Annotated in this window: 26 protein-coding genes and 4 tRNA genes; 19 read left to right on the top strand and 11 right to left on the bottom strand. The window is 68.5% G+C overall.

Annotation, left to right across the window (positions count from 1 at the left end; genetic code table 11):
- Window positions 1–42: 42 nt before the first annotated feature.
- The 3 genes from menE to ACFVAV_RS02945 form a co-directional block, all read right to left on the bottom strand.
- On the bottom strand, window positions 43–1,176 hold the full coding sequence (menE, locus tag ACFVAV_RS02955) for an o-succinylbenzoate--CoA ligase (RefSeq protein ID WP_379029937.1): 1,134 nt from the start codon (window positions 1,174–1,176) through the stop codon (window positions 43–45).
- Between the two features lie 279 nt (window positions 1,177–1,455).
- The gene (locus ACFVAV_RS02950; RefSeq protein WP_379028919.1) at window positions 1,456–1,848 is read right to left on the bottom strand and encodes a VOC family protein; all 393 of its coding nucleotides are present in this window, start codon (window positions 1,846–1,848) and stop codon (window positions 1,456–1,458) included.
- A 15-nt stretch (window positions 1,849–1,863) separates the two neighbouring features.
- A complete protein-coding gene (locus tag ACFVAV_RS02945) occupies window positions 1,864–2,757 on the bottom strand; it encodes a 1,4-dihydroxy-2-naphthoyl-CoA synthase (protein WP_316576188.1) in 894 nt (297 codons plus the stop codon).
- A gap of 141 nt (window positions 2,758–2,898) precedes the next feature.
- On the opposite strand from ACFVAV_RS02945, the gene ACFVAV_RS02940 reads away from it, so the two are divergent.
- The 3 genes from ACFVAV_RS02940 to menD all read left to right on the top strand — a co-directional run bounded on the left by ACFVAV_RS02940 (window position 2,899) and on the right by menD (window position 5,863).
- Window positions 2,899–3,345 carry a DUF6918 family protein gene (locus ACFVAV_RS02940; RefSeq protein WP_379028916.1) on the top strand — a complete coding sequence of 149 codons (447 nt, stop codon included), beginning with the start codon at window positions 2,899–2,901 and terminating at the stop codon, window positions 3,343–3,345.
- Between the two features lie 382 nt (window positions 3,346–3,727).
- On the top strand, window positions 3,728–4,006 hold the full coding sequence (locus tag ACFVAV_RS02935; protein ID WP_379028913.1) for a hypothetical protein: 279 nt from the start codon (window positions 3,728–3,730) through the stop codon (window positions 4,004–4,006).
- A gap of 225 nt (window positions 4,007–4,231) precedes the next feature.
- Complete coding sequence (menD, locus tag ACFVAV_RS02930) at window positions 4,232–5,863, top strand: 2-succinyl-5-enolpyruvyl-6-hydroxy-3-cyclohexene-1-carboxylic-acid synthase (RefSeq protein WP_379028910.1); 1,632 nt, start codon at window positions 4,232–4,234, stop codon at window positions 5,861–5,863.
- Window positions 5,864–5,930: 67 nt separating this feature from the next.
- Here menD and ACFVAV_RS02925 read toward each other — a convergent pair whose 3' ends face one another.
- The gene (locus ACFVAV_RS02925; RefSeq protein ID WP_379028906.1) at window positions 5,931–6,176 is read right to left on the bottom strand and encodes a hypothetical protein; all 246 of its coding nucleotides are present in this window, start codon (window positions 6,174–6,176) and stop codon (window positions 5,931–5,933) included.
- 158 nt (window positions 6,177–6,334) lie between these two features.
- On the opposite strand from ACFVAV_RS02925, the gene ACFVAV_RS02920 reads away from it, so the two are divergent.
- A complete protein-coding gene (locus ACFVAV_RS02920) occupies window positions 6,335–6,934 on the top strand; it encodes a TIGR03086 family metal-binding protein (protein ID WP_379028903.1) in 600 nt (199 codons plus the stop codon).
- A 43-nt stretch (window positions 6,935–6,977) separates the two neighbouring features.
- Complete coding sequence (locus ACFVAV_RS02915) at window positions 6,978–7,730, top strand: hypothetical protein (RefSeq protein WP_379028900.1); 753 nt, start codon at window positions 6,978–6,980, stop codon at window positions 7,728–7,730.
- Between the two features lie 4 nt (window positions 7,731–7,734).
- Here the strand turns inward: ACFVAV_RS02915 and ACFVAV_RS02910 are convergent, their stop codons facing one another.
- On the bottom strand, window positions 7,735–8,346 hold the full coding sequence (locus ACFVAV_RS02910) for a TetR/AcrR family transcriptional regulator C-terminal ligand-binding domain-containing protein (RefSeq protein WP_379028897.1): 612 nt from the start codon (window positions 8,344–8,346) through the stop codon (window positions 7,735–7,737).
- 82 nt (window positions 8,347–8,428) lie between these two features.
- On the opposite strand from ACFVAV_RS02910, the gene ACFVAV_RS02905 reads away from it, so the two are divergent.
- A complete protein-coding gene (locus ACFVAV_RS02905) occupies window positions 8,429–9,472 on the top strand; it encodes an aldo/keto reductase (RefSeq protein ID WP_379028894.1) in 1,044 nt (347 codons plus the stop codon).
- Window position 9,473: 1 nt separating this feature from the next.
- Here the strand turns inward: ACFVAV_RS02905 and ACFVAV_RS02900 are convergent, their stop codons facing one another.
- From ACFVAV_RS02900 to ACFVAV_RS02885, 4 genes are all read right to left on the bottom strand, one after another.
- Window positions 9,474–13,703, bottom strand: a complete 4,230-nt coding sequence (locus tag ACFVAV_RS02900) for a molybdopterin-dependent oxidoreductase (protein WP_379028891.1) — start codon at window positions 13,701–13,703, stop codon at window positions 9,474–9,476.
- 198 nt (window positions 13,704–13,901) lie between these two features.
- On the bottom strand, window positions 13,902–14,615 hold the full coding sequence (locus ACFVAV_RS02895) for a demethylmenaquinone methyltransferase (protein ID WP_379028888.1): 714 nt from the start codon (window positions 14,613–14,615) through the stop codon (window positions 13,902–13,904).
- Window positions 14,616–14,715: 100 nt separating this feature from the next.
- On the bottom strand, window positions 14,716–15,858 hold the full coding sequence (locus tag ACFVAV_RS02890) for a glycosyltransferase family 4 protein (protein WP_379028885.1): 1,143 nt from the start codon (window positions 15,856–15,858) through the stop codon (window positions 14,716–14,718).
- Between the two features lie 72 nt (window positions 15,859–15,930).
- Window positions 15,931–16,371 carry a DUF3592 domain-containing protein gene (locus tag ACFVAV_RS02885; protein ID WP_379028882.1) on the bottom strand — a complete coding sequence of 147 codons (441 nt, stop codon included), beginning with the start codon at window positions 16,369–16,371 and terminating at the stop codon, window positions 15,931–15,933.
- Between the two features lie 39 nt (window positions 16,372–16,410).
- Between ACFVAV_RS02885 and ACFVAV_RS02880 the strand changes: the two genes are divergently transcribed.
- A complete protein-coding gene (locus ACFVAV_RS02880; protein ID WP_379028879.1) occupies window positions 16,411–16,908 on the top strand; it encodes a DUF2505 domain-containing protein in 498 nt (165 codons plus the stop codon).
- Window positions 16,909–17,102: 194 nt separating this feature from the next.
- Here ACFVAV_RS02880 and ACFVAV_RS02875 read toward each other — a convergent pair whose 3' ends face one another.
- On the bottom strand, window positions 17,103–18,380 hold the full coding sequence (locus ACFVAV_RS02875) for a geranylgeranyl reductase family protein (protein ID WP_379028876.1): 1,278 nt from the start codon (window positions 18,378–18,380) through the stop codon (window positions 17,103–17,105).
- Window positions 18,381–18,525: 145 nt separating this feature from the next.
- Between ACFVAV_RS02875 and ACFVAV_RS02870 the strand changes: the two genes are divergently transcribed.
- The gene (locus ACFVAV_RS02870; RefSeq protein ID WP_379028873.1) at window positions 18,526–19,548 is read left to right on the top strand and encodes a polyprenyl synthetase family protein; all 1,023 of its coding nucleotides are present in this window, start codon (window positions 18,526–18,528) and stop codon (window positions 19,546–19,548) included.
- 177 nt (window positions 19,549–19,725) lie between these two features.
- Window positions 19,726–20,589 carry a zinc metalloprotease HtpX gene (htpX, locus tag ACFVAV_RS02865; RefSeq protein ID WP_379028870.1) on the top strand — a complete coding sequence of 288 codons (864 nt, stop codon included), beginning with the start codon at window positions 19,726–19,728 and terminating at the stop codon, window positions 20,587–20,589.
- 115 nt (window positions 20,590–20,704) lie between these two features.
- Here htpX and ACFVAV_RS02860 read toward each other — a convergent pair whose 3' ends face one another.
- Window positions 20,705–21,196, bottom strand: coding sequence for a YajQ family cyclic di-GMP-binding protein (locus ACFVAV_RS02860; RefSeq protein WP_189025598.1), 492 nt, complete (start codon window positions 21,194–21,196; stop codon window positions 20,705–20,707).
- A 175-nt stretch (window positions 21,197–21,371) separates the two neighbouring features.
- Between ACFVAV_RS02860 and ACFVAV_RS02855 the strand changes: the two genes are divergently transcribed.
- The 10 genes from ACFVAV_RS02855 (at window position 21,372) to rplA (ending at window position 26,454) form a co-directional block, all read left to right on the top strand.
- Window positions 21,372–21,454: transfer RNA gene (locus ACFVAV_RS02855), tRNA-Tyr, on the top strand.
- Between the two features lie 234 nt (window positions 21,455–21,688).
- Window positions 21,689–21,761: transfer RNA gene (locus ACFVAV_RS02850), tRNA-Thr, on the top strand.
- Between the two features lie 58 nt (window positions 21,762–21,819).
- Window positions 21,820–21,895: transfer RNA gene (locus ACFVAV_RS02845), tRNA-Met, on the top strand.
- 36 nt (window positions 21,896–21,931) lie between these two features.
- Window positions 21,932–22,102 (top strand): 50S ribosomal protein L33, encoded by a 171-nt coding sequence (gene rpmG / locus ACFVAV_RS02840; protein ID WP_019049401.1) that lies wholly within the window; start codon window positions 21,932–21,934, stop codon window positions 22,100–22,102.
- A gap of 144 nt (window positions 22,103–22,246) precedes the next feature.
- The gene (locus ACFVAV_RS02835; RefSeq protein WP_379029934.1) at window positions 22,247–23,314 is read left to right on the top strand and encodes a fused (3R)-hydroxyacyl-ACP dehydratase subunits HadA/HadB; all 1,068 of its coding nucleotides are present in this window, start codon (window positions 22,247–22,249) and stop codon (window positions 23,312–23,314) included.
- Between the two features lie 198 nt (window positions 23,315–23,512).
- Window positions 23,513–23,585, top strand: a tRNA-Trp gene (locus tag ACFVAV_RS02830).
- 31 nt (window positions 23,586–23,616) lie between these two features.
- Entirely contained in the window at window positions 23,617–23,991 is a 375-nt protein-coding gene (gene secE, locus ACFVAV_RS02825; protein WP_379028866.1) for a preprotein translocase subunit SecE, read from the top strand.
- 112 nt (window positions 23,992–24,103) lie between these two features.
- Complete coding sequence (gene nusG / locus ACFVAV_RS02820) at window positions 24,104–24,910, top strand: transcription termination/antitermination protein NusG (protein ID WP_379029931.1); 807 nt, start codon at window positions 24,104–24,106, stop codon at window positions 24,908–24,910.
- A 241-nt stretch (window positions 24,911–25,151) separates the two neighbouring features.
- Window positions 25,152–25,586 (top strand): 50S ribosomal protein L11, encoded by a 435-nt coding sequence (gene rplK, locus ACFVAV_RS02815; protein ID WP_019049397.1) that lies wholly within the window; start codon window positions 25,152–25,154, stop codon window positions 25,584–25,586.
- A 154-nt stretch (window positions 25,587–25,740) separates the two neighbouring features.
- A complete protein-coding gene (gene rplA, locus ACFVAV_RS02810; RefSeq protein WP_336084266.1) occupies window positions 25,741–26,454 on the top strand; it encodes a 50S ribosomal protein L1 in 714 nt (237 codons plus the stop codon).
- The last annotated feature ends 62 nt before the right edge of the window (window positions 26,455–26,516 follow it).

The following is a 26,516-nucleotide window of genomic DNA, read 5'->3' as shown; positions in this document are numbered from 1 at the left end:
TTGCGTCGCGATGGCGTGGGCCGTGTAAGACCCCCGCAAGCGTCAGTGCGTGGTGTTGGCCAGCAGGTGTTCGCGCAGGGCCGCCCGGTCGGGCTTGCCGGGGCCGCGCAGCGGGATCTCGGCCAGCACGGCCAGCTCACGTGGGGCCGCGATCGAATCGAGTTCGGCGACCACGTGCGCGCGGATCTCGTCGAGCGTCGGCGCGGCACCGGGCGCGGGGACGATCGCGACCGCGACCCGCTGACCCAGCCGCTCGTCGGGCAGGCCGAGCACGATGCACTCCCTGATCCCGGGGTGATTGGCCAGCACGGCCTCCACCACCTGCGGAATCACCAGCAGCCCGCCGGTCATGATCGCCTCGTCGAGGCGGCCGGTGATCGAGAGCACGCCGTCCGCGTAGGTGCCCGCGTCCTCGGTGCGGAACCAGCCGGGTTCGGCGAAGGCGGGGTGGTCGGGCAGGTTGCGGTAGCCGCGGGCGATCATCGCGCCGCCGAGCAGCACCCGGCCGTCCTCGATCCGCACCTCGGTGCCGTCGAGCGGCACGCCCTCGTAGACGCACCCGCCGCAGGTCTCGCTCATCCCGTAGGTACGGACGACGGTGATGCCGGCGTCGCGCGCGCGTTCGTAGACGGGCAGCGGCGTCGCCGCCCCGCCGACCAGCACGCCGTCGAGTTCGGCCAGCGCCTTCGCCGCCACCGGCGAATCCAGCGACTTGATCAGCTGCGTCGGCACCAGCGCGGTGTAGCGGCGCGGTCCGCGCATCGCGGCGACAGCCCCGGCGAGCGCCTCGGGCAGGAACCCGCCCGACACGTCGAGCACGGTCGGCTCGGTGCCCGCCAGGATGCTGCGCAGCAGCACCTGGATGCCCGCGATGTGGTGGGTGGGCAGTGCCAGCAGCCAGCTGCCGGGTCCGCCGAGCCGGTCGTGGGTGGCATTGCCGCTGGCCCGCAGGGCTTCGGCGCCCAGCAGCGCGCCCTTGGGGATGCCGGTGGTGCCGGAGGTGGTCACCACCAGGGCGACATCGTCGTCGATCGGATCGCCCGGCTTGAGCGCGTCGGAAAGCCTGCGCGCCTCGCGGCGATCGGTGGTCGGAATCGGCAGCCACGCCGGACCGCTGCCGTCGAGCGCCTGACGCAGATGGGGAAGCACTTCGCCGACACCGGAACCGGTCGGCATCTGCAGCGTCCGCAGGGTTCTACTCACGCCACCACCTCCCGATACAGCTTGCTGCGCTCCCTCACGGCTTCGATCGTGTCATGCGACCGACGAGACCCGGCCAACGGGTCGGTTTGCCGGGAAACGGTTCGCCAAAAGCCAGGCATAGCGACTGCGATTCAGTAGGTGGACGACAACTCGCACTGCGGTCCGGACGACGGCGGTCGGGCGCTTGCTCGCAGCTATCGTGCGCGGCCGGACCCGGATCGGCAACTCGGATCCGCCGCAACAGCCACTCGCTCACTCCGCCGACCAGCGTGGATCCCGCCGGATCGGATGTTCGGCGGGAACCTGTACCAGGACGATCGCCACACCGTCCGGGTCACGCACCCACATCTCCCACAGCCCCCATGGTTCGAGCTCCGGCGCGCGCTCGATCGCAATTCCCTTCAGCGCCAACTCCGCCGCCGCGTCGGCCACATCGCGCACCTGCAGCCAGATCGCGCCGTCGAAGCGGCCCGGCTCCCCGCTGCCGCCGTGCCCGGCGACCTCGAGCAGCCCCTGCCCGGCGTAGAACACTGTGCCGCCCGGGTACTCCCGCGCGATCGCCAGTCCGAGGCCGTCCCGGTAAAAGGCCAGCGTGGTGGCATAGTCGCTGGGCCGCACGATGATCCGACTGTTGAGAATTTCCATGGGGGCCGTCCGTTCTCAGAAGTACCAGGGGTAGGGCGCCCAGTCGGGCTTGCGCTTCTCCAGGAACGCGTCGCGGCCCTCGACCGCTTCGTCGGTCATGTACGCCATCCTGGTCGCCTCGCCCGCGAAGAGCTGCTGGCCGACCAGGCCGTCGTCGAGCAGGTTGAACGCGTACTTCAGCATCCGTTGGGCCTGCGGCGATTTGCCGTTGATGTCGGCGGTCCACTCCAGCGCGACGTTCTCCAGCTCATCGTGGTCGACGACCTTGTTCACCGCGCCCATCTGGTGCATCTCCTCGGCCGTGTACGGCCTGCCGAGGAAGAAGATCTCGCGGGCGAACTTCTGCCCGACCATCTTCGCCAGATACGCGCTGCCGTAACCACCGTCGAACGAGCCGACATCGGCGTCGGTCTGTTTGAACCGCGCGTGCTCGCGCGAGGCCAGCGTGAGGTCACAGACCACGTGCAGGCTGTGCCCGCCGCCTGCCGCCCAGCCGTTGACCAGCGCGATGACGACCTTGGGCATGAACCGGATCAGCCGCTGCACCTCGAGGATGTGCAGCCGGCCCGCGCGCGCCGTGTCGACGGTGTCGGCGGTCTCACCGTCGGCGTACTGATATCCGTTGCGTCCGCGAATGCGCTGGTCACCGCCGGAGCAGAAGGCCCAGCCGCCGTCCTTGGGGCTCGGTCCGTTGCCGGTGAGCAGCACCGCGCCCACATCCGGTGACATCCGCGCGTGATCGAGCGCGCGGTAGAGCTCGTCGACGGTGTGCGGGCGGAACGCGTTGCGCACCTCCGGCCGGTCGAACGCCACCCGCACCGTGCCCTGCTCGATATGTCGGTGGTAGGTGATGTCGGTCAGGTCCTCGAACCCGGGGACGGGCCGCCACAGCTTCGGATCGAAAGTCACGACCACGATTATTGCCCTATCGCCCGGCGGACCGGTACGAGGTCGTAACACCGCAGCTCGAGCCGTCATCGCATGTTTCCCGCACCCGGTGCGTATAGTTGCGGCTGCTTGTTCAACGAACCGATCCGGAGGAACCTGAAAGTGGTTGCAGCGCTGTCTGAATCCCTGCTCGACGACACCAAGCGTCCGGCTTTTCTTGCCGACGCCGTCGAGGTTCTCGACGCCGAGGTCTCGGACAAAGGTGGTGCGTCCGGCCTGGCCGTGAAGGGTGGCTACGCGGCGGTCAAGAAGATCAGCCCGACCATCGTTCCCGACGCGCTGGCGTCGCTCGCGCCGAAGCTGCTCGACCAGCTCCAGCCGTACTGGGCCGAATTCACCGCCTCGGGCGCAGGTACGTTCGCCGACCTGCTGACCGCGAAGTCCGACGAGGTCGCCGAGTCGCTGCTGGCCGTGACCGACGCCCGCGCCGAGTCGTCGAGCCGTCCCGCCCTGCAGAAGGTGTACTCCTCCATGCGTGGTTCGGCCAAGAAGCACGTCGTCGAGGCGCTGCCGCGCGTGGCCGACCTGGTGCAGAAGCACGCGGGCTGAGTCCCACGGCGGGGTAGCCCCCGCAAGTATCGTCTCGTGAGGCCGGTGCGGTTCGTTCGAACCGCACCGGCCTTTCGTGTGCCGGAGTGACCACACTCACGTAACGGGGTGCTGCGCGGGCGCGGCCACACAGATCCCCGGTCGCGGGTAAATTCCGCGCGGCAGGATGTGAGCCATGGCACCCCGTACATGAACGGCAGGGAAAGTGCGGGTTGCCGTCAATTCCTCGCCTTACGCGCACGCAGCGAACGATTGGCTATCGCCGCGCCGGATCGATTACCTTGCCAATCGAGCGGATTCGGAAATGGAAATTCCCGAAATACTCCTTCCGCTCGGTACGGACGTAAAAGACTGCATTGCGCAGGTCGAAAGGAAGTCGATCATGATCTCTCGCAAGACTCTCGCCGCCGCCGGTGTCACCGCTGCCGCCGCTGTCATGTTCTTCGGCCCGGCCGTCGCCAGCGCCGAAACGGGTTCGGCCACCGGATCTGCCGAGCTCGCCGGGGTGGCCACCGGCTCGGCCGGCGTGCTCAGCGGTTCGGCCGCCGGTTCGAGCGTGCTCGAGTCGGGCAGCGGCGCGATCGACAGCGGCACCTCCGCGGTGGTCAACATCATCGAGGCGATCACCGGTATCCAGGAACTCACCGCGCCTGCCGCGTGATCTGATCGAGATACCGACCTGCTCCTTTTCGGGATGGTCTTGAAATCTGGCGACGGGTGCGAAACCCGTCGCCAGATTCATTTCTGAATTGTTGATCTGGTTATCGGGCAGAACCCGCCTGCGATGGCTCCGGCGGCGTTGACGACAGTGCGCAACTCGGCGCGGTGACGTAGCCAACGCGGGCCGGGGGCAGACGGGTGTGCCCCCGTCTGACACTCTGGGATTGTGAATCCGTCAACTGCGCAGGCACGAGTGGTCGTCGACGAGCTCGTGCGCGGCGGCGTCCGCGAGGTGGTGCTGTGCCCCGGATCGCGTAACGCCCCACTGGCCTTCGCGCTGCAGGCGGCGGACGCGGCCGGGCAGCTGCGGCTGCACATGCGCATCGATGAGCGCACCGCAGGCTTCCTCGCGGTCGGCCTCGCGGTGTCGTCCGGGCGGCCGGTGCCGGTCGTGATGACCTCGGGTACCGCCGTGGCCAACCTCGGGCCCGCGGTGCTGGAAGCCAATTACGCGCGGGTGCCGTTGATCGTCGTCAGTGCGAACCGGCCCTACGAGATGCTCGGTACCGGCGCCAATCAGACGGTCGAGCAGCTCGGGCTGTTCGGCAGCCAGGTCCGCGCCACCATCAGCCTCGGGCTCGCCGAAGCGGAGGCGGGGGAGTCGGCGTATCCGCGCCAGAACAGCGTGTGGCGCTCCTCGGTGTGCCGGGTGCTCGCCGCGGCGCGCGGAACCCGTTCCGGTAACGCCGGTCCGGTGCAGTTCGACATCCCGCTGCGCGAGCCGCTGGTCCCCGAGCTGTCCGACGATCCGCTGCCCGCGGGCCGTTCCGACGAACGGCCATGGACCTCGACCCAGTACGCCACCCTCGACGTGCCGCTCGACATCGACCTCACGCCCGACACCGTGGTCATCTCCGGACACGGCGCGCGGTTGCTGCCCGAACTCGCCGAGCTGCCGACGGTGGCCGAGCCGACGGCGCCGATGCACGGTCCCGCCCTGCACCCGCTCGCCTTGCCGCTGCTGAAGCCGACGCAGGCGATCATCACCGGTCGCCCGACCCTGCACCGTCAGGTCTCGCGGGTGCTCGCCGATCCGAATGTCACCGTCTTCGCGCTGACCACCGGCCCGCGCTGGCCCGATGTCTCGGGCAATGTCGTCGGTACCGGTACCCGCGCGGTGACCACCGGCGCCCCACGCCCGGAGTGGCTGGCCCGCTGTGCGGAGCTGAACCGGCAGGCGCAATCGGTGGTGCGCGACGAACTGTCGACGCACCCGAAGGCGACCGGCCTGCATGTGGCCGCCGTCGTCATGGACGCGCTGCGCGAAGGCGATCAGCTGCTGCTCGGCGCGTCGAACCCGGTCCGCGACGCGGCGCTGGTCTCGCATCCGCGGCCCGGCGTGCGGATTCTGTCCAACCGTGGCGTCGCCGGGATCGACGGCACCGTCTCCGGCGCGGTCGGCGCCGCGCTGGCCCACTCGGGCCGCACCGTCGCGCTGATGGGCGACCTGACCTTCCTGCACGACGCGTCGGGCCTGCTGATCGGGCGCGGCGAACCACGCCCGGACAACCTCACGATCGTCGTCGCCAACGATGACGGCGGCGGCATCTTCGAACTGCTCGAGCAGGGTGACCCGCAGTACGCGGGCGTCTTCGAGCGGGTCTTCGGTACCCCGCACGGCATGGATCTGGCGGCCCTGTGCGCCGCCTACCGGATCCCGCACCGCCAGGTCGACCTCGACGAGCTGGGCGTGGAGCTGGTAGGCGACGCGCACGGACTGCGCGTGCTCGAGGTCGCGACCGAGCGCTCCAGCCTGCGCGAACTGCACGCGACCGTCCGGGCGAAGATCGCGGGCTAGGCGTACCTCCGCATTCGCTCCGGCCGTGCGCAGGTCTGTCGACGGCTTCGCCGACAGCGCCTATCGGCTACGGCTCCTCGCCTTCGACGAACTCGTCGTCGAACGGGACGGGGATGGTCTGCTCGATCACGTCGGCGGCGTTCGCGGTGTCGGCATCGCGGTCGATATGGGCCGCCATCTCGGCGGAGTAATCGGAGGCATCGATGAAGGCGGGGTCATCGGGGTCGTCGGCGCTGAAGGCCGACTGTTCCTGTTCGATCCGATCGGCCTCGGGGACCTCGTCCAGCGGCCGGGCGGTTTCGTAGTCGATCATCGGTGCTCCTCGGTCGTCGCCTCGCACGGGTGTCGCTGATCGTTCCGCCATCCAGCGTCCGCCGATTCGGTCCGCTCGGCAACCCGCACGGCGATGAGATCACAGTGCTCGGTCCGTCTATATCGGTGTAGGCAGTCCGTCCTCGCTCAGGAGCGCACATGGAACCGCAGTTCGACTTCGCCCCCGCCGCCCGCACGCTCGCCACCGTCGTCGCCGGCATCGCCGACGACCAGCTCACCGCGCCGACGCCGTGCGCCGACACCACCGTGGGGACGCTACTCTCCCACGTCGTCGGGCTGACCGAGGCGTTCCGGCAGGCCGCGACCAAGGAGTCCGACGGCACGTCGGCACCGCCCAGCCTCGACGACCCGCTGCCCGCCGGCTGGCGCGCCCTGATCCCCGCGCAGCTCGACGCGCTGACTGCCGCGTGGCGTGCGCCCGCGGCCTGGGACGGCGACGCCGAGGCCGGTGGCGTCGTGCTGCCTGCCGCGGTCATGGCGATGGTCGCCCTCGACGAGGTCACCATCCATGCCTGGGATCTGGCGGTCGCCACCGGGCAGTCCGTGACGGTCGATCCCGGCTATCTGCCGATCCTGCACGAATTCCTGCGCGACACCGACCCGTCCGGCACGCCCGGTCTGTTCGGCCCGGTAGTCGCAGTTCCCGACGACGCGCCCGCCTTCGCGCGCCTGCTCGGCCTGACCGGTCGCGACCCCGGCTGGCAGACGACCGCGACCGCAGCGGACCGCCGGGTTTGATACGGTCGCACCACGTTTGACGTTCGACCTGGGGGGTTTCGTTGTGCTGCAAGTTGTTCTGATCCTGATGGCGCTGGCCGGGCTGTTTTCCTGGATGGCCTTCACCAACGGCAGCGTGCTCGTGGGGGTGATCTTCGCGTTGCTGGCGCTCGGGCCGCTCATCGCGATCGTTGTCGCCATGGTGCGCAAGCGAACCGGGGCCACGGGCCCGCTGTTCGGCAAGTCCAAGGCGGTGGGGGCGACCGCGCTGGTGACCGTCGTGTGTGCCGTCGGTTACGCGATGTTCTGGACGTTCTGGACGCCCAAGGAACACGAGGGCACGCTGGCGGACATCAGCGACATGGAGTCGGCCTGCCACGACATGGGCGGCAAGTTCTTCCCGACCGCGGCCGAATTCACCGGGCCCGCGCCGCATCCGGTGGTCGCCTTCGTCGACGAACAGGTCGGGACGTCGAAGGCCGAGATCGGCGGCTTCGACACACCGCGTGAATGGGGCGGCCGCGAGCTGAAGCCCGCCGACGTGCAGCTGATCGCCTGCCTCGACGAACCCGACGACGGCACGTTCCTCACCGACTGCAAGTTCACCGGCAGCAGCCTGCCGCTGTACCAGGGCCGCTACGACGTGACCATCCGCGAGGCCAAGACCGGTCGCAAGGTCGGCACCGCGCAGATGTCGGGCAAGTCGACGCCCGACTGCCCGTTCTCGGCGCTCACCAAGGGCGACAACCCCAAGATCCACACCGAGCCCGATCTCGCCGAATACCAGCGCGTGCTGGGCGAATTCGTCTCGAAGTAGGAGCTCAGCGGACGAAGGTTCCGCCGATCGTGGCAATGGTGGCGGCCTTGGCCGACTGGTCGGCGGCGGCCTCGTCGACGGGGTCGCCGCTAGCGAGCAGGCGGTAGTACAGCGGGGCGGAGACGGCGGACAGCACCGCCCGCGCGTCGGTGCCGGCGGGCGCTTCGCCGCGCGCGACGGCGGCGTCGACGCAGGGCGCCCATTCGGTGAGCCGGGTGTCGTAGAAGGTGTGCAGTGCCGCGGCGGTGACCTCGTCGCAGGTGGCCGCGGCGATGACGGCACGGAACACATTGCCCTGCCGTGGGTCGGCGAGGGTCTTGGCGACCAGCCGGGCATTGGCCGTGAGGTCGGCGAGCAGGGTGCCGGTTTCGGTGCGGGGCAGCGACTGCTCGGCCATGTCGACGAGCAGGTCGGCGACCAGCCCCGCCGGGGTGCGCCAGCGGCGATAGACCGTGGTCTTGCCGACCCCGGCCGTCGCGGCGACCTCGGCCAGATCGAGGTGGGCGAACCCGCGGTCGGCGAGCAGATCACCGGCGACCTGCAGGACGGACTCACGGACCCGGGCAGTGCGTCCACCTGGGCGAACAGACCCCGGCCAGGCCACATCGTGATTCATAACGGAACTCCTGTTTCATTTAGCGCGCATCGGGTGTACTGTCCGAAGTGTTAACGGAACTATAGACCCCTTAGGAGTTCTCATGGAGTACCGGCGGCTCGGCGCATCGGGTCTGCTCGTTCCCGCGCTCGGTTTCGGCGCGGGCACCTTCGGCGGACGTGGCGCCCTGTTCAGCGCCTGGGGCGATACCGATGCGGCGCAGGCCAGGCGCCTGGTCGACATCAGCCTGGAGGCGGGTGTCACCCTGTTCGACACTGCCGACGTCTACTCCGACGGCGCCTCGGAGGAGGTGCTCGGCGCGGCGATCAAGGGCAGGCGCGAACAGGTGCTGCTGTCGACCAAATCGGCCCTGCCGACAGGACCGGGCCCGCACGAGGCCGGCGCGAGCCGCGCCAGGCTGATCCGAGCGGTCGACGCCTCGCTGCGCCGCCTCGGCACCGACTACCTCGACCTGTTCCAGCTACACGCCTTCGACGCGGGCACCCCGCTGGCGGAAACCCTCACGGCCCTGGACGATCTCGTGCGCGCCGGCAAGATCCGCTACCTCGGCGTCTCCAACTTCGCCGGGTGGGAATTGATGAAGGCGCTGGCCACCGCTACGGAACTCGGCCTGGAAAAGCCGGTCGCACACCAGGTCTACTACTCACTCGTCGGCCGCGACTACGAATGGGAACTGATGCCGCTCGGCGCGGATCAGGGCGTCGGCGCGGTCGTCTGGAGCCCTCTGGGCTGGGGCAGGCTCACCGGCAAAGTCCGTCGCGGCCAGCCACTTCCGGCGGGTAGCAGGCTGCACGAGACGGCGCAGGCCGGTCCGCCCGTGGACGACGAACACCTCTACGACATCGTCGACGTCCTCGATCGCATCGCCGCCGACACCGGCCGCAGCGTCCCGCAGATCGCCCTCAACTGGCTGCTCACCCGGCCGACCGTCGCCACTGTCCTGATCGGCGCCCGCAACGAGGAACAGCTGCGCCAGAACCTGGGCGCCGTCGGCTGGCAGCTCGATCCGGAGCACCTGGCCGCCCTCGACGCGGCGAGCGCGACCACACCCCCGTACCCGTACTACCCGTACCACCGCCTGCCCGACTTCACCCGGCTGAATCCGCCTGCGGTGCGGGCGGCGTGAATCAGTACACGTCGCGGACGTAGCGCTTCTCGGCGACGAGCTGCTTCTTGAAGGCCAGGGCGCCGGCTTCGTCCAGCTTGCCGTGGATCTGGGCGATCCGCAGCAGGGTGTCGTCGACGTCCTTGGCCATCCGGGCCGCGTCGCCGCAGACGTAGAAGTAGCCGCCGTCGCGCAGCCATGACCACAGCTCGGCGCCGTGCTCGATCATCCTGTGCTGCACGTAGATCCGCTCCCGCTGGTCGCGGGAGAAGGCCAGGTCCAGGCGGGTGAGGAAGCCGGAGCGGAACATGTCCTCCAGCTCGGACCGGTAGTAGAAGTTCTGGGCGGCGTGCTGGTCGCCGAAGAACAGCCAGTTGCGTCCGGTCGCGCCGATGGCCCGGCGTTCGTGCAGGAATCCACGGAAAGGAGCGATACCGGTGCCCGGACCCACCATGATCATCGGGGCATTCGGGTCGAGCGGCGGGCGGAAATGCGGTGCCCGCTGCAGGAAGATCGGCACCTCGGCGCCCGCCCGGTCGGCGAGGAAGGTCGAGCACACGCCGCCGCGCCGGGCGGAATCGCCCACCGGATCGCCGTAGCGGACGACACCCACGGTCAGCTGCACTTCGTCCGGCGTGGTCAGCGGGCTCGACGAGATCGAATACTGGCGTGGTTGCAGCTTTTTCAGTGCGCCGAGCCAGTCGACCAGGTCGGTGCGCACCGGGAAGTCGTGCAGCACGTCGATGGCCTGGCGGTCCCACAGGTAGTTGGCGAGCTCGTTGCGGTTGTCGCGGCGCAGCAGCTTCGCCAGCTGCGGGTGCGGGTTGCGTTCGGCGATGAAGCCGAGCAGATCCTGGCTCACCTTGGTGATGTCGTAGTGCGTGCGCAGGGCCTCGGCGAGGGTGAGCTCGCGGTCGTCCAGCTCGATCACCCGGCGGCCGTCCAGGCCGGTGGCGGTGAGCCATTCTTCGACCAGCTCGGTGCCGTTGGCGGGCAGGACACCCAGCGAATCGCCGACCTCGTAGCTCGCCGCCAGGTCGTGCAGGTCGAAGCCGAAGCGCCGCACCTCTTTCGGCGAACCCGGCGCGCTGAGCGTTTCATTGCGCATCAGGGTCGCCCGGACCGGCGACTGGCGGGTGAAGGGTGCCGGCGCGGCGCGCTGCACGCGGCTCGGCGCGGCGGTGAGCGGACGGTCGAGCACGATCGCTCCACCGCGACCCGCGGGCATGTGTAGCGAGGGGCCGAAACCCTGGCGTGGTGCGTCATCGTTCGGGATCGGGGTCGCGCCACCCCCGGTGGGGTCCGACGGTCCGGCGCCGTCGGCGGCCGAGCCACCGAGTACGGCGAGCACGTCGTCGAGCCACTGCTCCGCGGCATCGGCGAAATCGGGTTCGCTGTCGACCCGCGGCACCAGTGCCTTGGCGCCGCGCTCGGCGAACAGGCGGTCGAGTTTGCGGCCGTGCCCGCAGAAGTCGTCATAGGAGGAGTCGCCGAGGGCGAACACCGCGTAGCGGACGCCGTTGAGGCGCACGATGCTGTCTTCGAGCCGGGTCCAGAAGTCGGCGCCGTTGTCGGGCGGGCCGCCGTCGCCGAAGGTGCTGGTGACGATGAGGATGTCGCCGGTGAGCGCCGACAGCTCACAGGAGTCCATGTCGAGCAGCGACGGCAGGAAGCCGGCCGAGGACAGGCGCGCGGCGACGGTGGCCGCGAGTTCCTCGGCGTTGCCGGTCTGGGAGGCCCACAGCACCGTCACCGGGGCGGCGGCCGGGGCATCGGCGCCTGCGACCTCGGTTGCGGCACCGGCGGTGCGGGAGTACATGCCGGCCAGCAGCCCGTCGACCCACAGTCGTGACTGCGCCGACAGCGGCGCGCTCGCGGGCAGCACCGGCTGTCCGGTCACCGGCAGCGATTGCAGTGCGGCGAGGTACCCGCCGAGGTAGATGCGCTCGGTCTCGCTGAGTGTCGGCGAGGTGCCCGCGTCGAGGCCCAGGATCCCGGCCAGCGGATGGGTGGCGGGCTGCGCAGGCAGCTGAACGGGTTGTGCCGGTGCCTGCTCGGGTGCGGCGGCCGGGCCGACCCGGCGCAGCGCCACCGCGCATGCCTTGAACTCCGGCTGCAGCGAAGCGGGGTCCACCGCGTCGTTGGTGACCGCGTTGATCGTCAGATATTCGCCCTGTTCGTCGTTCCAGTGGAAAGGAGCAAAGCAATCACCGGGCCGCACCCGATCGCTGATCTGCACCGGCAGCACGGCACGGCCACGGCGCGAGGCGATTTCGAGCTGGTCGCCGGGCTTCAGGTCGAGGCGCCGCGCGTCCTCGGGGTGCACCTCGACGAACGGTGCGCCGTTGAGCTTGGTCAGCTTGGCGACCTTGCCGGTCTTGGTCATCGTGTGCCACTGATGCTGCAAGCGGCCGGTATTGAGCAGGAACGGATAGTCGTCGTCGGGCAGTTCGGCAGCGGGCATGTGCGGGCGTGCGAAGAACACCGCACGCCTGCTCGGGGTGGCGAACGCGAGGCGCGGTGTGGTGCCGTCCGCGTCGATATGCAGCGGCTGATGGGTGCCGTCGTTGACGTAGCGGATCGGGTTGCGTGGGGAATCGCTGTCGCGGCACGGCCACTGCATCGGGCCCTCGCGCAGCCGCTCGTAGCTCATGCCGCTCAGGTCGTAGCCGGTCGCCGGGTTGGTGAACTGCTGCAGCTCGGCGAACACATCGGCGCTCGAGGCGAAGTCGAAACCGGGGAAGCCCATGGCCGTGGCGACCTGCGCGATCAGCAACCAGTCCGGCCGCGCGTCGCCGATCGGATCGACCGACTGCTGCAGCAGGGTGACGTTGCGCTCCGAATTCACCATCACCGCATCGGCTTCGGCCCACAGGGTGGCGGGCAGCAGCAGATCGGCGTAGGCGTTGGTGGCGGTCTCGGTGTAGGCGTCCTGCACGACGACCAGTTCGGCCGCCTCCAGCCCCGCGATCACCGTCTTGCGGTTGGCCACGGTGGCGACGGGATTGGTGCAGATGATCCAGGCGGCCTTGATCTCGCCGTCCGCCAGGCCGCGGAACATGTCGATGGTGCCGGGTCCTGCCTCGGTCCGCAGGGTGTCCGCGGGCAGGTCCCACGCGGTTTCGACGAAGGTCCGGTCGGCGGGGGAGAGGAGGCTGCGCTGGCCGGGCAGGCCCGGTCCCATGTAGCCCATCTCCCGGCCGCCCATGGCGTTGGGCTGGCCGGTCAGCGAGAACGGGCCGCTGCCGGGACGGCAGATCGCGCCGGTCGCCAGGTGCAGGTTCACCAGCGCGTTGGTGTTCCAGGTGCCGTGAGTGGACTGGTTGAGTCCCATCGTCCACAGCGACATCCACTCGCCCGCGTCGGCGATCATCATCGCCGCGGTGCGGATGTCGGCCTCGGCCAGGCCGGTGAGCTCGGCGACCCTGGCCGGCGGGTAGTCGGCGAGGAACTCGGGCATCGCGTCCCAGCCCTCGGTGTGCTCGGCGATGAAGGCGGTGTCGATCGCGCCGTCGGCGACCAGCAGGTGCAGCAGGCCGTTGAGCAGCGCGAGGTCGGTGCCCGGCGCGATCTGCAGGAACAGGTCGGCGCGGGCCGCGGTCTCGGTGCGGCGCGGGTCGACGACGATCAGCTTGGCGCCCGCCTTGAGCCGGTCGGCCATCCGCAGGTAGAGGATCGGGTGGCAGTCGGCCATGTTCGCGCCGGAGACGAAGAACAGATCGGCGTGCTCGAAGTCGTCGTAGGAGCCGGGCGGGCCGTCGGCGCCGAGCGACTGCTTGTAGCCGGTGCCCGCGCTGGCCATGCATAGTCGCGAATTGGCTTCGATGTGCTTGGTCCGCAGGTAGCCCTTGGCCAGCTTGGTCGCCAGGTACTGGGCCTCCAGCGACATCTGGCCGGAGACGTAGAGGGCGATCGCGTCGGGCCCGTGCTCGTCGAGGATCGCGCGCAGCCGGGTGGCGGTCTCGTGGACGGCCTCGTCGACCGGCAGCGGGACGGGGACCTGACCGCGCTCGGGACGGTGGTAGGCGGACTCCATCCGGCCGGGGGCGGCCATCATCTCGGCATGCGTCGCGCCCTTGGTGCACAGCCTGCCCGCGTTCGCCGGATGCAGCTTGTCGCCGCTGACCTTCGCGATCAACCGCGCGCCCGACTGATCGGTCTTGGTCTGGACGCTGATGCCGCAGCCGACGCCGCAGTACGAGCACTGTGTTCGCACAGCGCCCGCGTCGCGGATGTCAGCTTCCCCTGTCATGGCTTCGATCATCCGCACCTGTCGTTGCGCTCGATTTACCGAACGTTATGTCCAGGTGACAATTGACCTCACACGTCAAAATTTTCACTGTGAGGTCGAGTCCGGAATATCGGCCCTGATCAGGGCATGTTCCGACGGGGAAGTGCCCGCCGCGCGGTGTCCCGGAGTGACCGGATTCACCCCGGGATCGAGGGCGCTTCAGCCCAGTTTGTAGCCGCGATGCAGCGCCACCACACCACCGGTGAGATCGCGCCACTGCACCGAATCCCAGCCGGCGTCCGCGATGCGCCGGGCCAGCCTGCGCTGGTTCGGCCACGCGCGGATCGACTCGGCGAGGTACACGTACGCATCGGGGTTGGAGCTGACCGCCCGCGCCACCCGCGGCAGCGCCTTCATCAGGTACTCCATGTAGACGGTGCGGAACGGCCCGAACACCGGGGTGGAGAACTCGCAGACCACCACCCGCCCGCCCGGCTTGGTCACCCGCAGCATCTCGCGCAGCGCCAGATCGATGTCGGAGACATTGCGCAGGCCGAAGGAGATGGTCACCGCGTCGAAGGAATTGTCGGCGAACGGCAGGGCCATCGCATCGCCTGCCACCATCGGGACCTGCCGGAACCGGCCCGCGGCCAGCATGCCCTGGGAGAAGTCGGTGGCCACGCACCAGGCGCCCGACTTGCCGAGCTCCACGGTCGAGACCCCGGTGCCCGCCGCCAGGTCGAGCACCCGCTCACCCGGTCGCAGTCCGAGCGCGCGCCGCGTCGCCCACCGCCAGTACCGATCCTGGCCACCGGAGATGACCGTGTTGGTGAGGTCGTAGCGCTTCGCCACACCGTCGAACATCGACGCGACCTCGTGGGGTTGCTTGTCCAGCGAAGCCCGAATCGGTTCCCGCTGCTCTGTTGTCGCCACGAATCGAGCTTATCCGCCTCCGGCCGCGGCTCTCTATGCGTACCTGCGCCTTCGTTCCGGCCATGCGCCGGTCTGCGGGCGGCTACGCCGACAGCGCTCGCTATGCCGAGCGCGGCAAACGGCTTCGCATGCCGGTGACGTCGGCGTAGTGCGTCATCAGCTCGGTGCAGATGGCCGGCCACGTGCGGTGCAGCACCGACTTGCGGGCCGCCGTCGCGAACCGGGCGCGCTGGCCCGGATCGCGCAAGGCCGACACCGCGCTGGGCAGCAATTCGGCGAACCGGTCGACCGGCAGCAGATACCCGTTGCGGCAGTGCGCGATCAGATCGCGCGGCCCGCCAGCGTCGGGGCCGATCACCGGCACGCCGGAGGACAGTGCCTCCTGCACACCCTGGCAGAACGTCTCGTGCTCGCCCGGATGCACCATCACGTCCAGGCTCGCGTAGTGCGTGGCCAGCTCGCTGCCGCCGAGTTCACCGGTGAACACCGCGTCGGGCATGAGCCGGCTCAGCCGTGCCCGCTCCGGCCCGTCGCCCACCACGACCAGCTGGATCGACGGGTCTCCGGCGAGCGCGGCGAGTCGTTCGACGTGCTTCTCCGGCGCGAGCCTGCCGACGAATCCGACGACCAGCCGGTCCTGCGAGCCCAGCCAGCTCGTCCGCAGTTCGGCGCTGCGCGCGGCCGGGTTGAACCGGTCGATGTCGACGCCGCGGCCCCAGCGGTGCACCCGGGGAATGCCGTGGTCGGCCAGGTCCTGCGCGGCCGCCGAGGAAGGTGCCAGCGTGCGCGTCGCGCCTTCGTGGATCCGGCGCGTCCACGCCCAGGCCGCCCGTGCGGCCAGCCCGAGACCGTAGCTCTTGGCGAAGCCGGCCACATCGGTCTGATACACCGCGATCGAGGGCAGATCGAGCCGGGTCGCGGCCGCCAGCCCACCGGCGCCGAGCAGGAACGGCGAGGCCAGATGCACCACGTCCGGATCGAAGGCGGCGATCGCGGCGGTGATTCCGGGCTGCGGCAGGCCGACCGGCAGCGAACTGACCTTCGGCACCATCATCGCGGGCACCCGGTGCACCGGGAAACGGCCGTGGAAGCGCGGGGCGGGCGGCGCGCCGCGCAGGGTGTCGGGCGCCACGATCATCGCGTCGTGCCCGTGCTGGTCCAGGTGGTCCAGCACCCGCAAGACGGAGTTGACGACGCCGTTCATGTTCGGCAGGAAAGACTCCGAGACGATGGCTACGCGCACCCTCTCAGGGTGACCGCCACACCGCGCGACACCCCCACGCCGACGTGAAGCCGGGACGAACAGCAGGCGAAGTTACGCCTCGCGCTGCTTACGGCGCACCAGCCACAGCGCGGGCAACGCCAGCGCCCAGACCACCACGATCACCGACGCCGCCGGAATGATCGCCACCCGCGCATCGCGCCCGGCGACCCGGACCAGATCGGGGTCACGCGTGCTGTACTCCACATTGATCCGCTGACCGGCGGTCAGATTGGTCGGATACAGAATGCCGACCTTCGGATTGTGGGTCACGCTGTCGGGCGTCACGTACATCACCGCCGATCGCAACCGGCCCGCCGAGAGCACCTCGCCCGAGGTGACGCCACGATGATTCTCGATCTCGAAATCGTTGCGCCAGGCCGCGAGCACCAGCAGCACCATCAGCACGCTGATCACCGTCGCGGTACCGAGCACCCCGGTCCTCACCCGTCGCAGGCGCTTCGTCCGCCTCTCCGACAGGCTGGTTTCCGACACGCCGCCACCTTAGTCGGACCCTGCGCTAGCGTGGCGCCCATGTCCCGAAAATTCAGCTTCACCGTGCCTTACACCGTCCCGGTCGAAGAGCTTCACCGGGCACTCGTCGACGATGCGGTCTGGCAGGAGCGCTTCGCCGTCGCCGACACCGCGACCGTCGAACTCTCCCATCCCGACGGCCCGGGTTCGATTCGCCTTCAGATGACCGAAACCCCCGGTCGGGACAAGGTCCCCGGCCTGGTGCGCAAGGTGCTCAAGAGCGATCTCGTGCTCTCGCGCACCGACCACTGGCAGCCCCTGGAGGGTGAGGTCGCCAAGGGCAGCTTCACCGGCCGCACCGGCGGCATTACCACCGAGATGTCGGGCACCTACGAGCTGCGCCCCACCGCCGAGGGCAGCGAGATCGAAGTGGTCGGCACCGTCACCGTGAAGGTGCCGCTGGTCGGCGGCGCCATCGAGCCGCTCGCCGAGCAGCTGCACCAGCGCGTCCTCAACAGCGAACGCAAGTTCCTCGAGGGCTGGTTCGCCAAGTCGTAGTCCCCAACGCGACGGTGCCGCCGGACCACGCGGCACCGTCTCAGAATCGAATCCGCAACACCTGGTCACGAAAGAACATGGGTAACTCCCCAGCCACAAGCCAACCCAGCCCCGACGACGCGGGTAGCCGCCGACGCGAATCACCCCGCACCTGAGTCAGGCCAAAATTCACGGGGAGGCGGGGGAGCCAAAATTCACGGGGAGGCGGGGGAGAATGGCTGCAGGTCGTCTGCGCGCAGCGAAGCCCGTCCTGCTGCCCGCCAGGCGCGGGCGGTGAGGTCCAGATCCTCGTCGGTCACCAGATTGCCCATCACCCGAACGGCCGTGCGCTGCAAGTACTTCGAGCGCATCACCGGCGGCCCGCCGAGCGGGACCATCCTCGGATGGGTGGCCAGGGCCGCGAGCCTGCGCGCCACCGAGAACGTGCGTCCGTACCGGTCCCGCAGCAGCTGCGGCCACACCCGGCTCAGATCGGGCTCGTCCAGCAGCCCGGCGAGCATGTGCCCGCCCTCCAGGCCATAGTCGATGCCCTCACCGTTGAGCGGGTTCACGCAGCCCGCCGCGTCGCCGACAAGGACCCAGTTCGGGCCGGCCACCCCCGACACGGCGCCGCCCATCGGCAGCAGCGCCGACGCGACGGCACGCAGCTCGCCCTCGAGCTCCCATTCCTCGCGGCGCAGCCGGGTGTAGTGCTCGAGCAGCGGCTTGAGCGCGATGTGCGAGGGCCGCCGCTCGGTCGCCAGCGAACCGACGCCGATGTTCACCTCGCCGTTTCCGAGCGGGAAGATCCAGCCGTAGCCGGGCACCAGCTCGTCGGCCGCGTTGCGCAGTTCCAGGTGCGAGGAGATCCACTGGTCGTCGCTGCGTCCCGACTTGATGTAGGCGCGCGCGGCGGTCCCGTAGGCGAAGCGGCGATGCCAGGTGCGGCCCAACTGTTTTCCGACGGGGGAGCGCACCCCGTCGGCCACGACGAGCACCCGGCAGCGCACCGAGTGGGTGGCGTCGCCGATGCGGACCGTCACCCCGCTGACCCGGTCGCCCTCGCACAGCACCTCGGTGACCTTCGCGCCGTCGACCATCCTGGCACCGGATTTGATCGCGGTCTCGCGCAGCTTGTCGTCGAGTTCGGTTCGGGGAACAGCGCTTCCGTAGGTCGGGAACGACCCGCCCGGCCACGGCAGCAACGCCTCCCGGCCGAAACCTGCCATCCGCAGGCCGTGGTTCACCGTGTGCGCGCGCAGCCACTCGCCGAGGCCGAGGTGCTCGAGCTCGGCGGTCGCGCGCGGCGTCAGCCCGTCGCCGCAGGTCTTGTCCCGCGGGAAGACCGCGGAATCGAGCAGCAGCACATCGCGTCCGGCGCGCGCGGCCCAGGCCGCCGACGCCGAACCCGCGGGCCCGGCCCCGACGACCAGCACCTCGACGGCGGCAGGCAGGACAGCGCGGTCGGCGGGGGTGAGATCCGGTGAACCCATGGCTCAATACTGGCACCCCCGGGCGCTGTGCGAGAGTGTCGGGTACACCGGGAATTGTCACTGTGTGACGGTGTTCATCGGCGTGGGCACCGGAACACGCTAGGTTGCTACCCGTCGGGGTCGGACGCATCGCTGGGAGAAGATAATGAGCACATCGGCTGTGAGCGACGAGAGCACCGTGGTTGCCGGGGTCGATCTCGTCGATCCCAAACTCGCCGCCACCGTGCGCGACGGCCTGGCCGCGGTCGAGAAACTGCTCGTCGACGAACTCTCCGACGGCGAGGAATTCCTGCAGGAAGCCGCACTGCACCTGGCCAGGGCGGGCGGCAAGCGGTTCCGGCCGCTGTTCACCCTGCTGACCGGTCAGCTCGGCCCCAATCCCACCGACCCGGCGCTGGTCACCGCGGGCACCGTCGTGGAGCTGGTGCACCTGGCGACGCTGTACCACGACGACGTGATGGACGAGGCCACGCAGCGCCGCGGCGCGGTCAGCGTCAACGCGCGCTGGGGCAACAACATCGCGATCCTGGCAGGCGACTACCTGTTCGCCCACGCCTCCCGGCTCACCTCGACGCTCGGCCCCGACGCGGTCCGGATCATCGCCGAGACCTTCGCCGAGCTGGTCACCGGCCAGATGCGGGAAACCATGGGCGCCAAGCAGTCCCAGGATCCGGTCGAGCACTACCTGCGCGTGGTCTGGGAGAAGACCGGCTCGCTCATCGCCGCCGCGGGCCGTTTCGGCGGCACCTTCTCCGGTGCGGGCCCCGAGCACGTCGAGCGGCTGGCCCGCCTCGGCGACGCCGTCGGCACCGCCTTCCAGATCTCCGACGACATCATCGACATCTCGTCCTCGGCCGAACAGTCCGGCAAAACCCCCGGCACCGACCTTCGCGAGGGCGTGCACACCCTGCCCGTCCTCTACGCGCTGCGCGAGTCCGGCGCCGACGGCGACCGCCTGCGCATCCTGCTCGACCACCCACTGGAATCCGACGCCGAGGTCGAGGAGGCGCTGGAGCTGCTGCGTCGCTCACCCGGCATGGCCAAGGCCAAGGAAAAGCTCCAGGAGTACGCAGACCTCGCCGACGCCGAACTGTCGGCTCTCCCTGCGGGCCCGGCCAACGACGCCCTCAGCCGACTGGTTCGCTACACCATCGAGCGGGTGGGCTGACCAGGAACTATCGCCACCGCGCACTCGTTGACCTGACGCGAAGCAACACCAGATTTCGCGCGAACATGGGTAACTCGCCGGGTACGCCCAGAACTGTTCACGTGGTCGACCGCAGGCCCGACGACTGACGAACCACGCGCCCGACGACCGGCAAAAGGCGCGGGGAGGCGGAACTGCATGCCCAATGGGATCAAGACGTTTGGATTGATGGTCGGGCTGTCGGCGTTGATCGTCGCCATCGGGGCGATGTTCCGCAGCCCGACGATCCTGATCATCTCGATCGTGCTGGCCGTCGGCATGAACGCCTACGCGTACTTCAACAGCGACAAACTGGCGCTGAAGGCGATGCACGCGCAACCGGTCAGCGAACTGGAAGCGCCGGTCATGTACCGGATCGTGCGCGAGCTCGCGACCACGGCCCGCCAGCCGATGCCGCGGCTCTACATCAGCCCGACCAACGCGCCCAACGCGTTCGCGACCGGCCGCAATCCCCGGCACGCGGCGGTGTGCTGCACCAGCGGGATCCTGCAGCTGCTCGACGAGCGGGAGTTACGCGCGGTTCTCGGCCACGAGCTGTCGCACGTCTACAACCGCGACATCCTGATCTCGTCGGTGGCCGGCGCGATGGCCTCGATCATCACCGGACTGGCGAACATGGCCTTCTTCGCCAGCTCGTTCGGCAGCAGGGACGGTCAGGGCCCGAACGTCATCGCGGTGCTGCTGGTCTCGCTGCTCGGCCCGATCGCCGCGGGCCTGATCAAGATGGCGGTATCGCGATCACGCGAATTCCAGGCCGATCAGTCCGGCGCCGAACTCACCGGTGACCCGCTGGCCCTGGCCTCGGCCCTGCGCAAGATCGAACGCGGCGTCCAGGTGGCCCCGCTGCCGCCCGATCCCAAGCTCACCAGCGAATCGCACCTGATGATCGCCAACCCGTTCCGCGCGGGCGACCGCATCGCCCGCTGGTACTCGACGCACCCGCCGATGGACGAGCGCATCAAGCGGCTGGAGGAAATGGCAGGCGGAGACCACCGCTTCTGACGTCACCACCACGTTCTCGGCCGCCTCGCCGCCGAGCAGCGAGACGGAACGCCGAAGGCGCAGTATCGCTGCTCGGCGGCGAGGTCATGAGGCCGAAAACCCGCGGCGTCAGCCGCTAGCGATAATTGACGAACTGCAGGGCGATGCCGAAATCCTCGCCCTTGAGCAGGGAGATCACGGCCTGCAGGTCGTCGCGCTTCTTGCTGCTGACCCGCAGCTCCTCGCCCTGGATCTGCGCCTTCACGCCCTTGGGGCCCTCGTCGCGGATCTTCTTGGAGATCTTCTTCGCCTTCTCGGTATCGATGCCCTGCACCAGCGTGCCGGTGATCTTGAACACCTTGCCCGAAGCCTGCGGCTCGCCCGCGTCGAACGCCTTGAGCGAGATGTCACGGCGGATCAGCTTCTCCTTGAACACGTCGAGCGCGGCCTTGACCCGCTCCTCGGCGTTCGCGGTCAGCACGATGGCTTCCTCGCCGGACCACGCGATCGACGCGTCGGTGCCCTTGAAGTCGTAGCGGGAGTTCAGCTCCTTCTCCGCCTGGTGCAGCGCGTTGTCGACCTCCTGGCGATCGACCTTGCTCACCACGTCGAATGACGAATCGGCCACCCTGCGCTCCTGTCCCTCACGGTCTGACAATGGATTGCCGACAGGTGTGCCGGCCACCGAGACAGTTGTACCCGCATGCCCGGTCCGACCGTGCTCGCAGGGTCGTTGTGCAGGCGGTTTGCATTGGGGGTGTGGGTTCGTTGTAAGCTCTCAGCGCACCGGAAACGGCGCACAAGGCAGATTGCCCGAGCGGCCAATGGGAGCAGACTGTAAATCTGTCGGTGAAAGCCTACGTAGGTTCGAATCCTACATCTGCCACATCGAACCCCGTCGATCATCAGATCGGCGGGGTTCTTTGGTGTCTGGGGTACGGCTGCGATCCGCAGCCTGTCTGTCGGGACCCGTGATCATGTGGGTGCATGCGGGTAAAAACCCAGTCTTACCTGCTGATTTGGTGCTCTCGGGTGGTAGTGTGTAATCTCTTTCCAGACGCCGGAGCACGGGGTCGCGCTGATCGGCCCCGCCGATACAGACTCTGTGCCACGTAGTCATGCCCCCTTAGCTCAGTCGGCAGAGCGTTTCCATGGTAAGGAAAAGGTCAACGGTTCGATTCCGTTAGGGGGCTCGCCGGATTGCCGGTGGTGACCGACTTTCCCGCCGGCCCACCGTAACAGGTCCGCCGTGGCGGTGTAGCTCAGTCGGTAGAGCAAACGACTCATAATCGTTGTGTCGCCGGTTCAAGTCCGGCCATCGCTACCAATAACGACTCAGCCCAGACCGGAAAGAAGGCATATCGTGGCCGCGAAGTCCACCGATGTCCGGCCAAAGATCACCTTGGCCTGCGAAGAGTGCAAGCACCGCAACTACATCACCAAGAAGAACCGGCGCAACGACCCGGACCGCCTCGAGCTGAAGAAGTTCTGCCCGAACTGCGGAACCCACCGGGCGCACCGCGAGTCGCGCTGATTCACCAGAACATTTGCCGAAGGCCGGACGAAAGTCCGGCCTTCGTGCTTTTCCGGGGTCGATACAGTACCCCGAGGGGGTGGTGTTTACACCCCCGGACGGCTTGTGGGCGGTCTACGTGTGAGTAAGGTCCACGTGGTGACAGTGAACACCGGAACCGACGAATCGGTCACCGCCGCAGCCGCCGAACCGTTCGATCCCGCCGCACACGCGGCGGCGATGGTCGGCCACCACTACCGTGTCGACGACTACTACGAGGTCGGCCGCGAGAAGGTGCGCGAATACGCCCGTGCCGTGCAGGACTACCACCCGGTGCACTGGGAGGAAGACATCGCGCGTGAGTACGGCCACCAGGGCCTGCTCGCCCCGCTCACCTTCATCTCACTGGTCGGCATCCTCGCCCAGCGCAAGCTGTTCGAGCAGGTCGTCACCGGCTACGACCTGAGCCAGATCATGCAGACCGACCAGGTCCTGGAGATCCACCGCCCGATCCGGGTGGGCGACCAGCTGACCTGTGATGTGTACCTGCATTCCTTCCGGCAGGCCTTCGGCGGCGACATCATCGTGACCAAGAACATCGTCACCGCGCAGGACGACGAGCTGGTGCTCACCACCTACACCACACTGATCGGCCGCAGCGGCGGTGACATCGATCCGGCGATGTCGGACGCGGTCCGCAACATCCTCATGCACGGTCTCGAGGAGCCCGACCATCACGCGCCGGCCGATCTCCCCGCCGGGATGACCCCCGATCCGGTCACCAGGCAGCCGGAGCCGTCCGTCCCCACCCACGCCCTGTCCTTCGACAGCGTGGCCGCGGGCGATGAACTGCCGCCGCGCACCGTCCGGCTCACCCGTGGCGATCTGGTGAACTACGCGGGTGTGTCCGGCGACGCCAACCCGATCCACTGGAGCGACGAGATCGTGAAGATGGTCGGCCTGGACGACGTGGTCGCGCACGGCATGCTCACGATGGGCCTCGGCGGCGGCTTCGTCACCTCGTGGCTCGGTGATCCCGGCGCGGTGAAGGAGTACAACGTCCGGTTCACCAGCCCGGTCTACGTCGGCGCCGAGTCCCCGGCCGAGGTCGAGTTCACCGGTAAGGTGAAGTCGGTCGATCCGGAGACCAGGACCGCGGTCGTCGCCATCATCGCGAAGTCGGCGGGCAAGAAGATCTTCGGACGGGCCACGGCAACCGTTCAGCTGTCCTGACCTGGTCGGCTGTACCGGATTGGCGAATACCGCACGCGGTAACGTACACTCGGGACTCTGGGGTCACCGGCTGCTGCGCGCTGATCTTCCCGGGGACTAGATCCCCCATGGAAGCGGCGCGCATGTTGTGTGACATCAGAGCTCGATAACTGAATATCGACTGTGGTTGGGCAACACAGCTCAGGCTGGTCCAACCGAAGGGGCGTAGCTCAATTGGCAGAGCAGCGGTCTCCAAAACCGCAGGTTGCAGGTTCAAGTCCTGTCGCCCCTGCCCTGAATGCCAGCGACGAGGAAGGATCGACGTGACGGACGAGCGGGATACTCGCGCCGAAGACGGCGACGACACCGCCGCTGCCACTCGGCCGAGCGGCAAGCGGACAGCTCGCCGTGCGCGCACGTCGGATGCTCCGGCGGACAATGGTTCGGTGGCGACACTGGACCGGCCCTCCTTGCGCAAGGACAAGACTGCAGGGAAGGCTAAGACGGGCAACCCGTTCAAGCGGCTGCTCAAGTTCCTGCGAGAGGTCATCGCGGAACTGCGTAAGGTGATCTGGCCCAACCGGAAGCAGATGGTCACCTATACGACCGTCGTTCTGGTGTTCGTGGTCTTCATGGTCGCGTTCATCGCCGGGATCGACGTGGCGTTCGTCAAGGGTGTCGACTGGCTGTTCGGCTGATCGCCGACACCCACGCCGGTAGCCGATCGCGGGCCGGAACGGCGGAGTGTGCCTCCGCGCACCCGACCCGGCCCAGAGGATGTACGTGACGACACAGGAAGCGAGTGCCGAAGTGAGCACCCCGGAGAACGAAACAAACGCCGAGTTCCCGGTTGACGACTCTGTCGTGGCGGAGACCGCCGCCGACGAGGTCGAGGCCACCACCGAGCTCGCTGACGCCGATGTAGCCGACGAGGCCGTCGTCGAGGCCGTCGCCACCGAGGAAGACCCCGAAGCCGACCCCGTCGAGTCGATGAAGGCCAAGCTGCGCCGTGTCCCCGGCGACTGGTACGTCGTGCACTCCTACGCCGGCTACGAGAACAAGGTCAAGACCAACCTCGAGACCCGCGTGCAGAACCTCGGCCTCGAGGACTACATCTTCCAGGTCGAGGTGCCGACCGAAGAGGTCACCGAGATCAAGAACGGGCAGAAGAAGAACGTCAACCGCAAGGTGCTGCCCGGTTACATCCTGGTCCGGATGGAACTGAACAACGAGTCGTGGGGCGCGGTCCGCAACACCCCCGGCGTCACCGGTTTCGTCGGTATGACCGGCGGTGGCCCCGGCGCCAAGCCGACCCCGCTGACCATCAACGAGGTCGTGAAGTTCCTGGTCCCGGCTGGTGCGCAGGCCCAGAAGCGGGCGGCTGCCGCCGCGGCTTCGGCCGGTGCCGAGTCCGCTGCCGCGGCCGCGGGCAAGCCGGTCATCGAGGTCGACTTCGAGGTCGGCGAGTCGGTCACCGTCATGGACGGCCCGTTCGCGACGCTGCCCGCCAGCATCAGCGAGGTCAACGCCGAGCAGCAGAAGCTCAAGGTGCTCGTCTCGATCTTCGGTCGCGAGACCCCGGTCGAGCTGAACTTCACCCAGGTCTCCAAGATCTAGCGCCCATCCTGCTTCGCAACGGCACCGCTTCGGCGGTGCCGTTGTCGTTTCCCTCGCACCTCCCCGTGTGCGGTGCCCGCGGCGCGATCCGGTAGGGTGTGAGGGTTCGTGTGTAGACCCGCACCGTCGTTTTTTCGCCGGTGCCGAGGTCGTGCGCGGATGCCGGGCTTGGACCCGGCGTGGGAGCGATCCCGCAACAGGCTTACGGCAACCGTAAGGAACCGAAACCCAAGGAAGAAAGATGCCCCCCAAGAAGAAGAAGCTCGCCGGGATCATCAAGCTGCAGATCCAGGCCGGTGCCGCGAACCCGGCTCCTCCGGTCGGCCCCGCGCTCGGTCAGCACGGCGTCAACATCATGGAGTTCTGCAAGGCGTACAACGCCGCGACCGAGTCGCAGCGTGGCAACGTCATCCCGGTCGAGATCTCGGTGTACGAGGACCGGACGTTCGACTTCAAGCTGAAGACCCCGCCCGCCGCGCGTCTGCTGCTCAAGGCCGCCGGTGTGCAGAAGGGCTCGGCCGAGCCGCACAAGACCAAGGTCGCCAAGGTCACCATGGACCAGGTCCGGGAGATCGCCAAGACCAAGGCCGAGGATCTCAACGCCACCGATCTCGATCAGGCCGCGAAGATCATCGCCGGTACCGCCCGCTCGATGGGTATCACCGTCGAAGGCTGAGCGTCAGCGCCGGAGGCGGCAGCGCAGCGTAACCACGCAGGCGCAGCGAAGCCTTCGAATGTGCACTGAGGCTGAGCGAATCCTCGCTCCATGTGGGAGGGCCGGCCAGGCCCGGAAACCACATCTGAACTCGCAACTTTAAGGACAGAGAAACATGGCAAAGCGAAGCAAGGCGTATCTCGCCGCTGCTGAGAAGGTCGATCGCGACAAGCTGTACTCCCCGCTGGCCGCTGCGCGCCTGGCGAAGGAGACCTCGACCACCAAGACCGACGCGACCGTCGAGGTCGCGGTTCGTCTCGGCGTGGATCCCCGTAAGGCCGACCAGATGGTCCGCGGCACCGTCAACCTGCCGCACGGCACCGGTAAGACCGCCCGCGTCATCGTGTTCGCCGCCGGCGAGAAGGCCGCCGAGGCCGAGGCCGCCGGTGCCGACGCCGTGGGCGCCGAGGACCTGATCGAGCGGATCCAGGGCGGCTGGCTGGACTTCGACGCCGCGATCGCCACCCCGGACCAGATGGCCAAGGTCGGCCGCATCGCGCGTGTCCTCGGCCCGCGTGGCCTGATGCCGAACCCGAAGACGGGCACCGTCACCAACGATGTGACCAAGGCCGTCAACGACATCAAGGGCGGCAAGATCAACTTCCGCGTCGACAAGCAGGCCAACCTGCACTTCGTCATCGGCAAGGCCTCGTTCGACGACGCCAAGCTGGTGGAGAACTACGGCGCCGCGCTGGACGAGATCCTGCGTGTGAAGCCGTCGACCGCCAAGGGTCGCTACGTCAAGAAGATCACGGTTTCGACCAACACCGGACCGGGCATCCCGGTGGACCCGAACCGCACCCGCAACCTCCTCGACGAGGATGCGTGAGCTTCAGCTGACAGGTAGCTCCTGATCGACCACGAGGGTGGGAACGCACTGCGTTCCCACCC

Origin of the sequence: Nocardia sp. NPDC057663 (genome assembly GCF_042799895.1) — a bacterium.
Lineage (GTDB): Bacteria > Actinomycetota > Actinomycetes > Mycobacteriales > Mycobacteriaceae > Nocardia.
The sequence above is the reverse complement of the archived record's forward strand: the minus strand, read 5'-3'. Positions and strand labels throughout refer to the sequence as shown.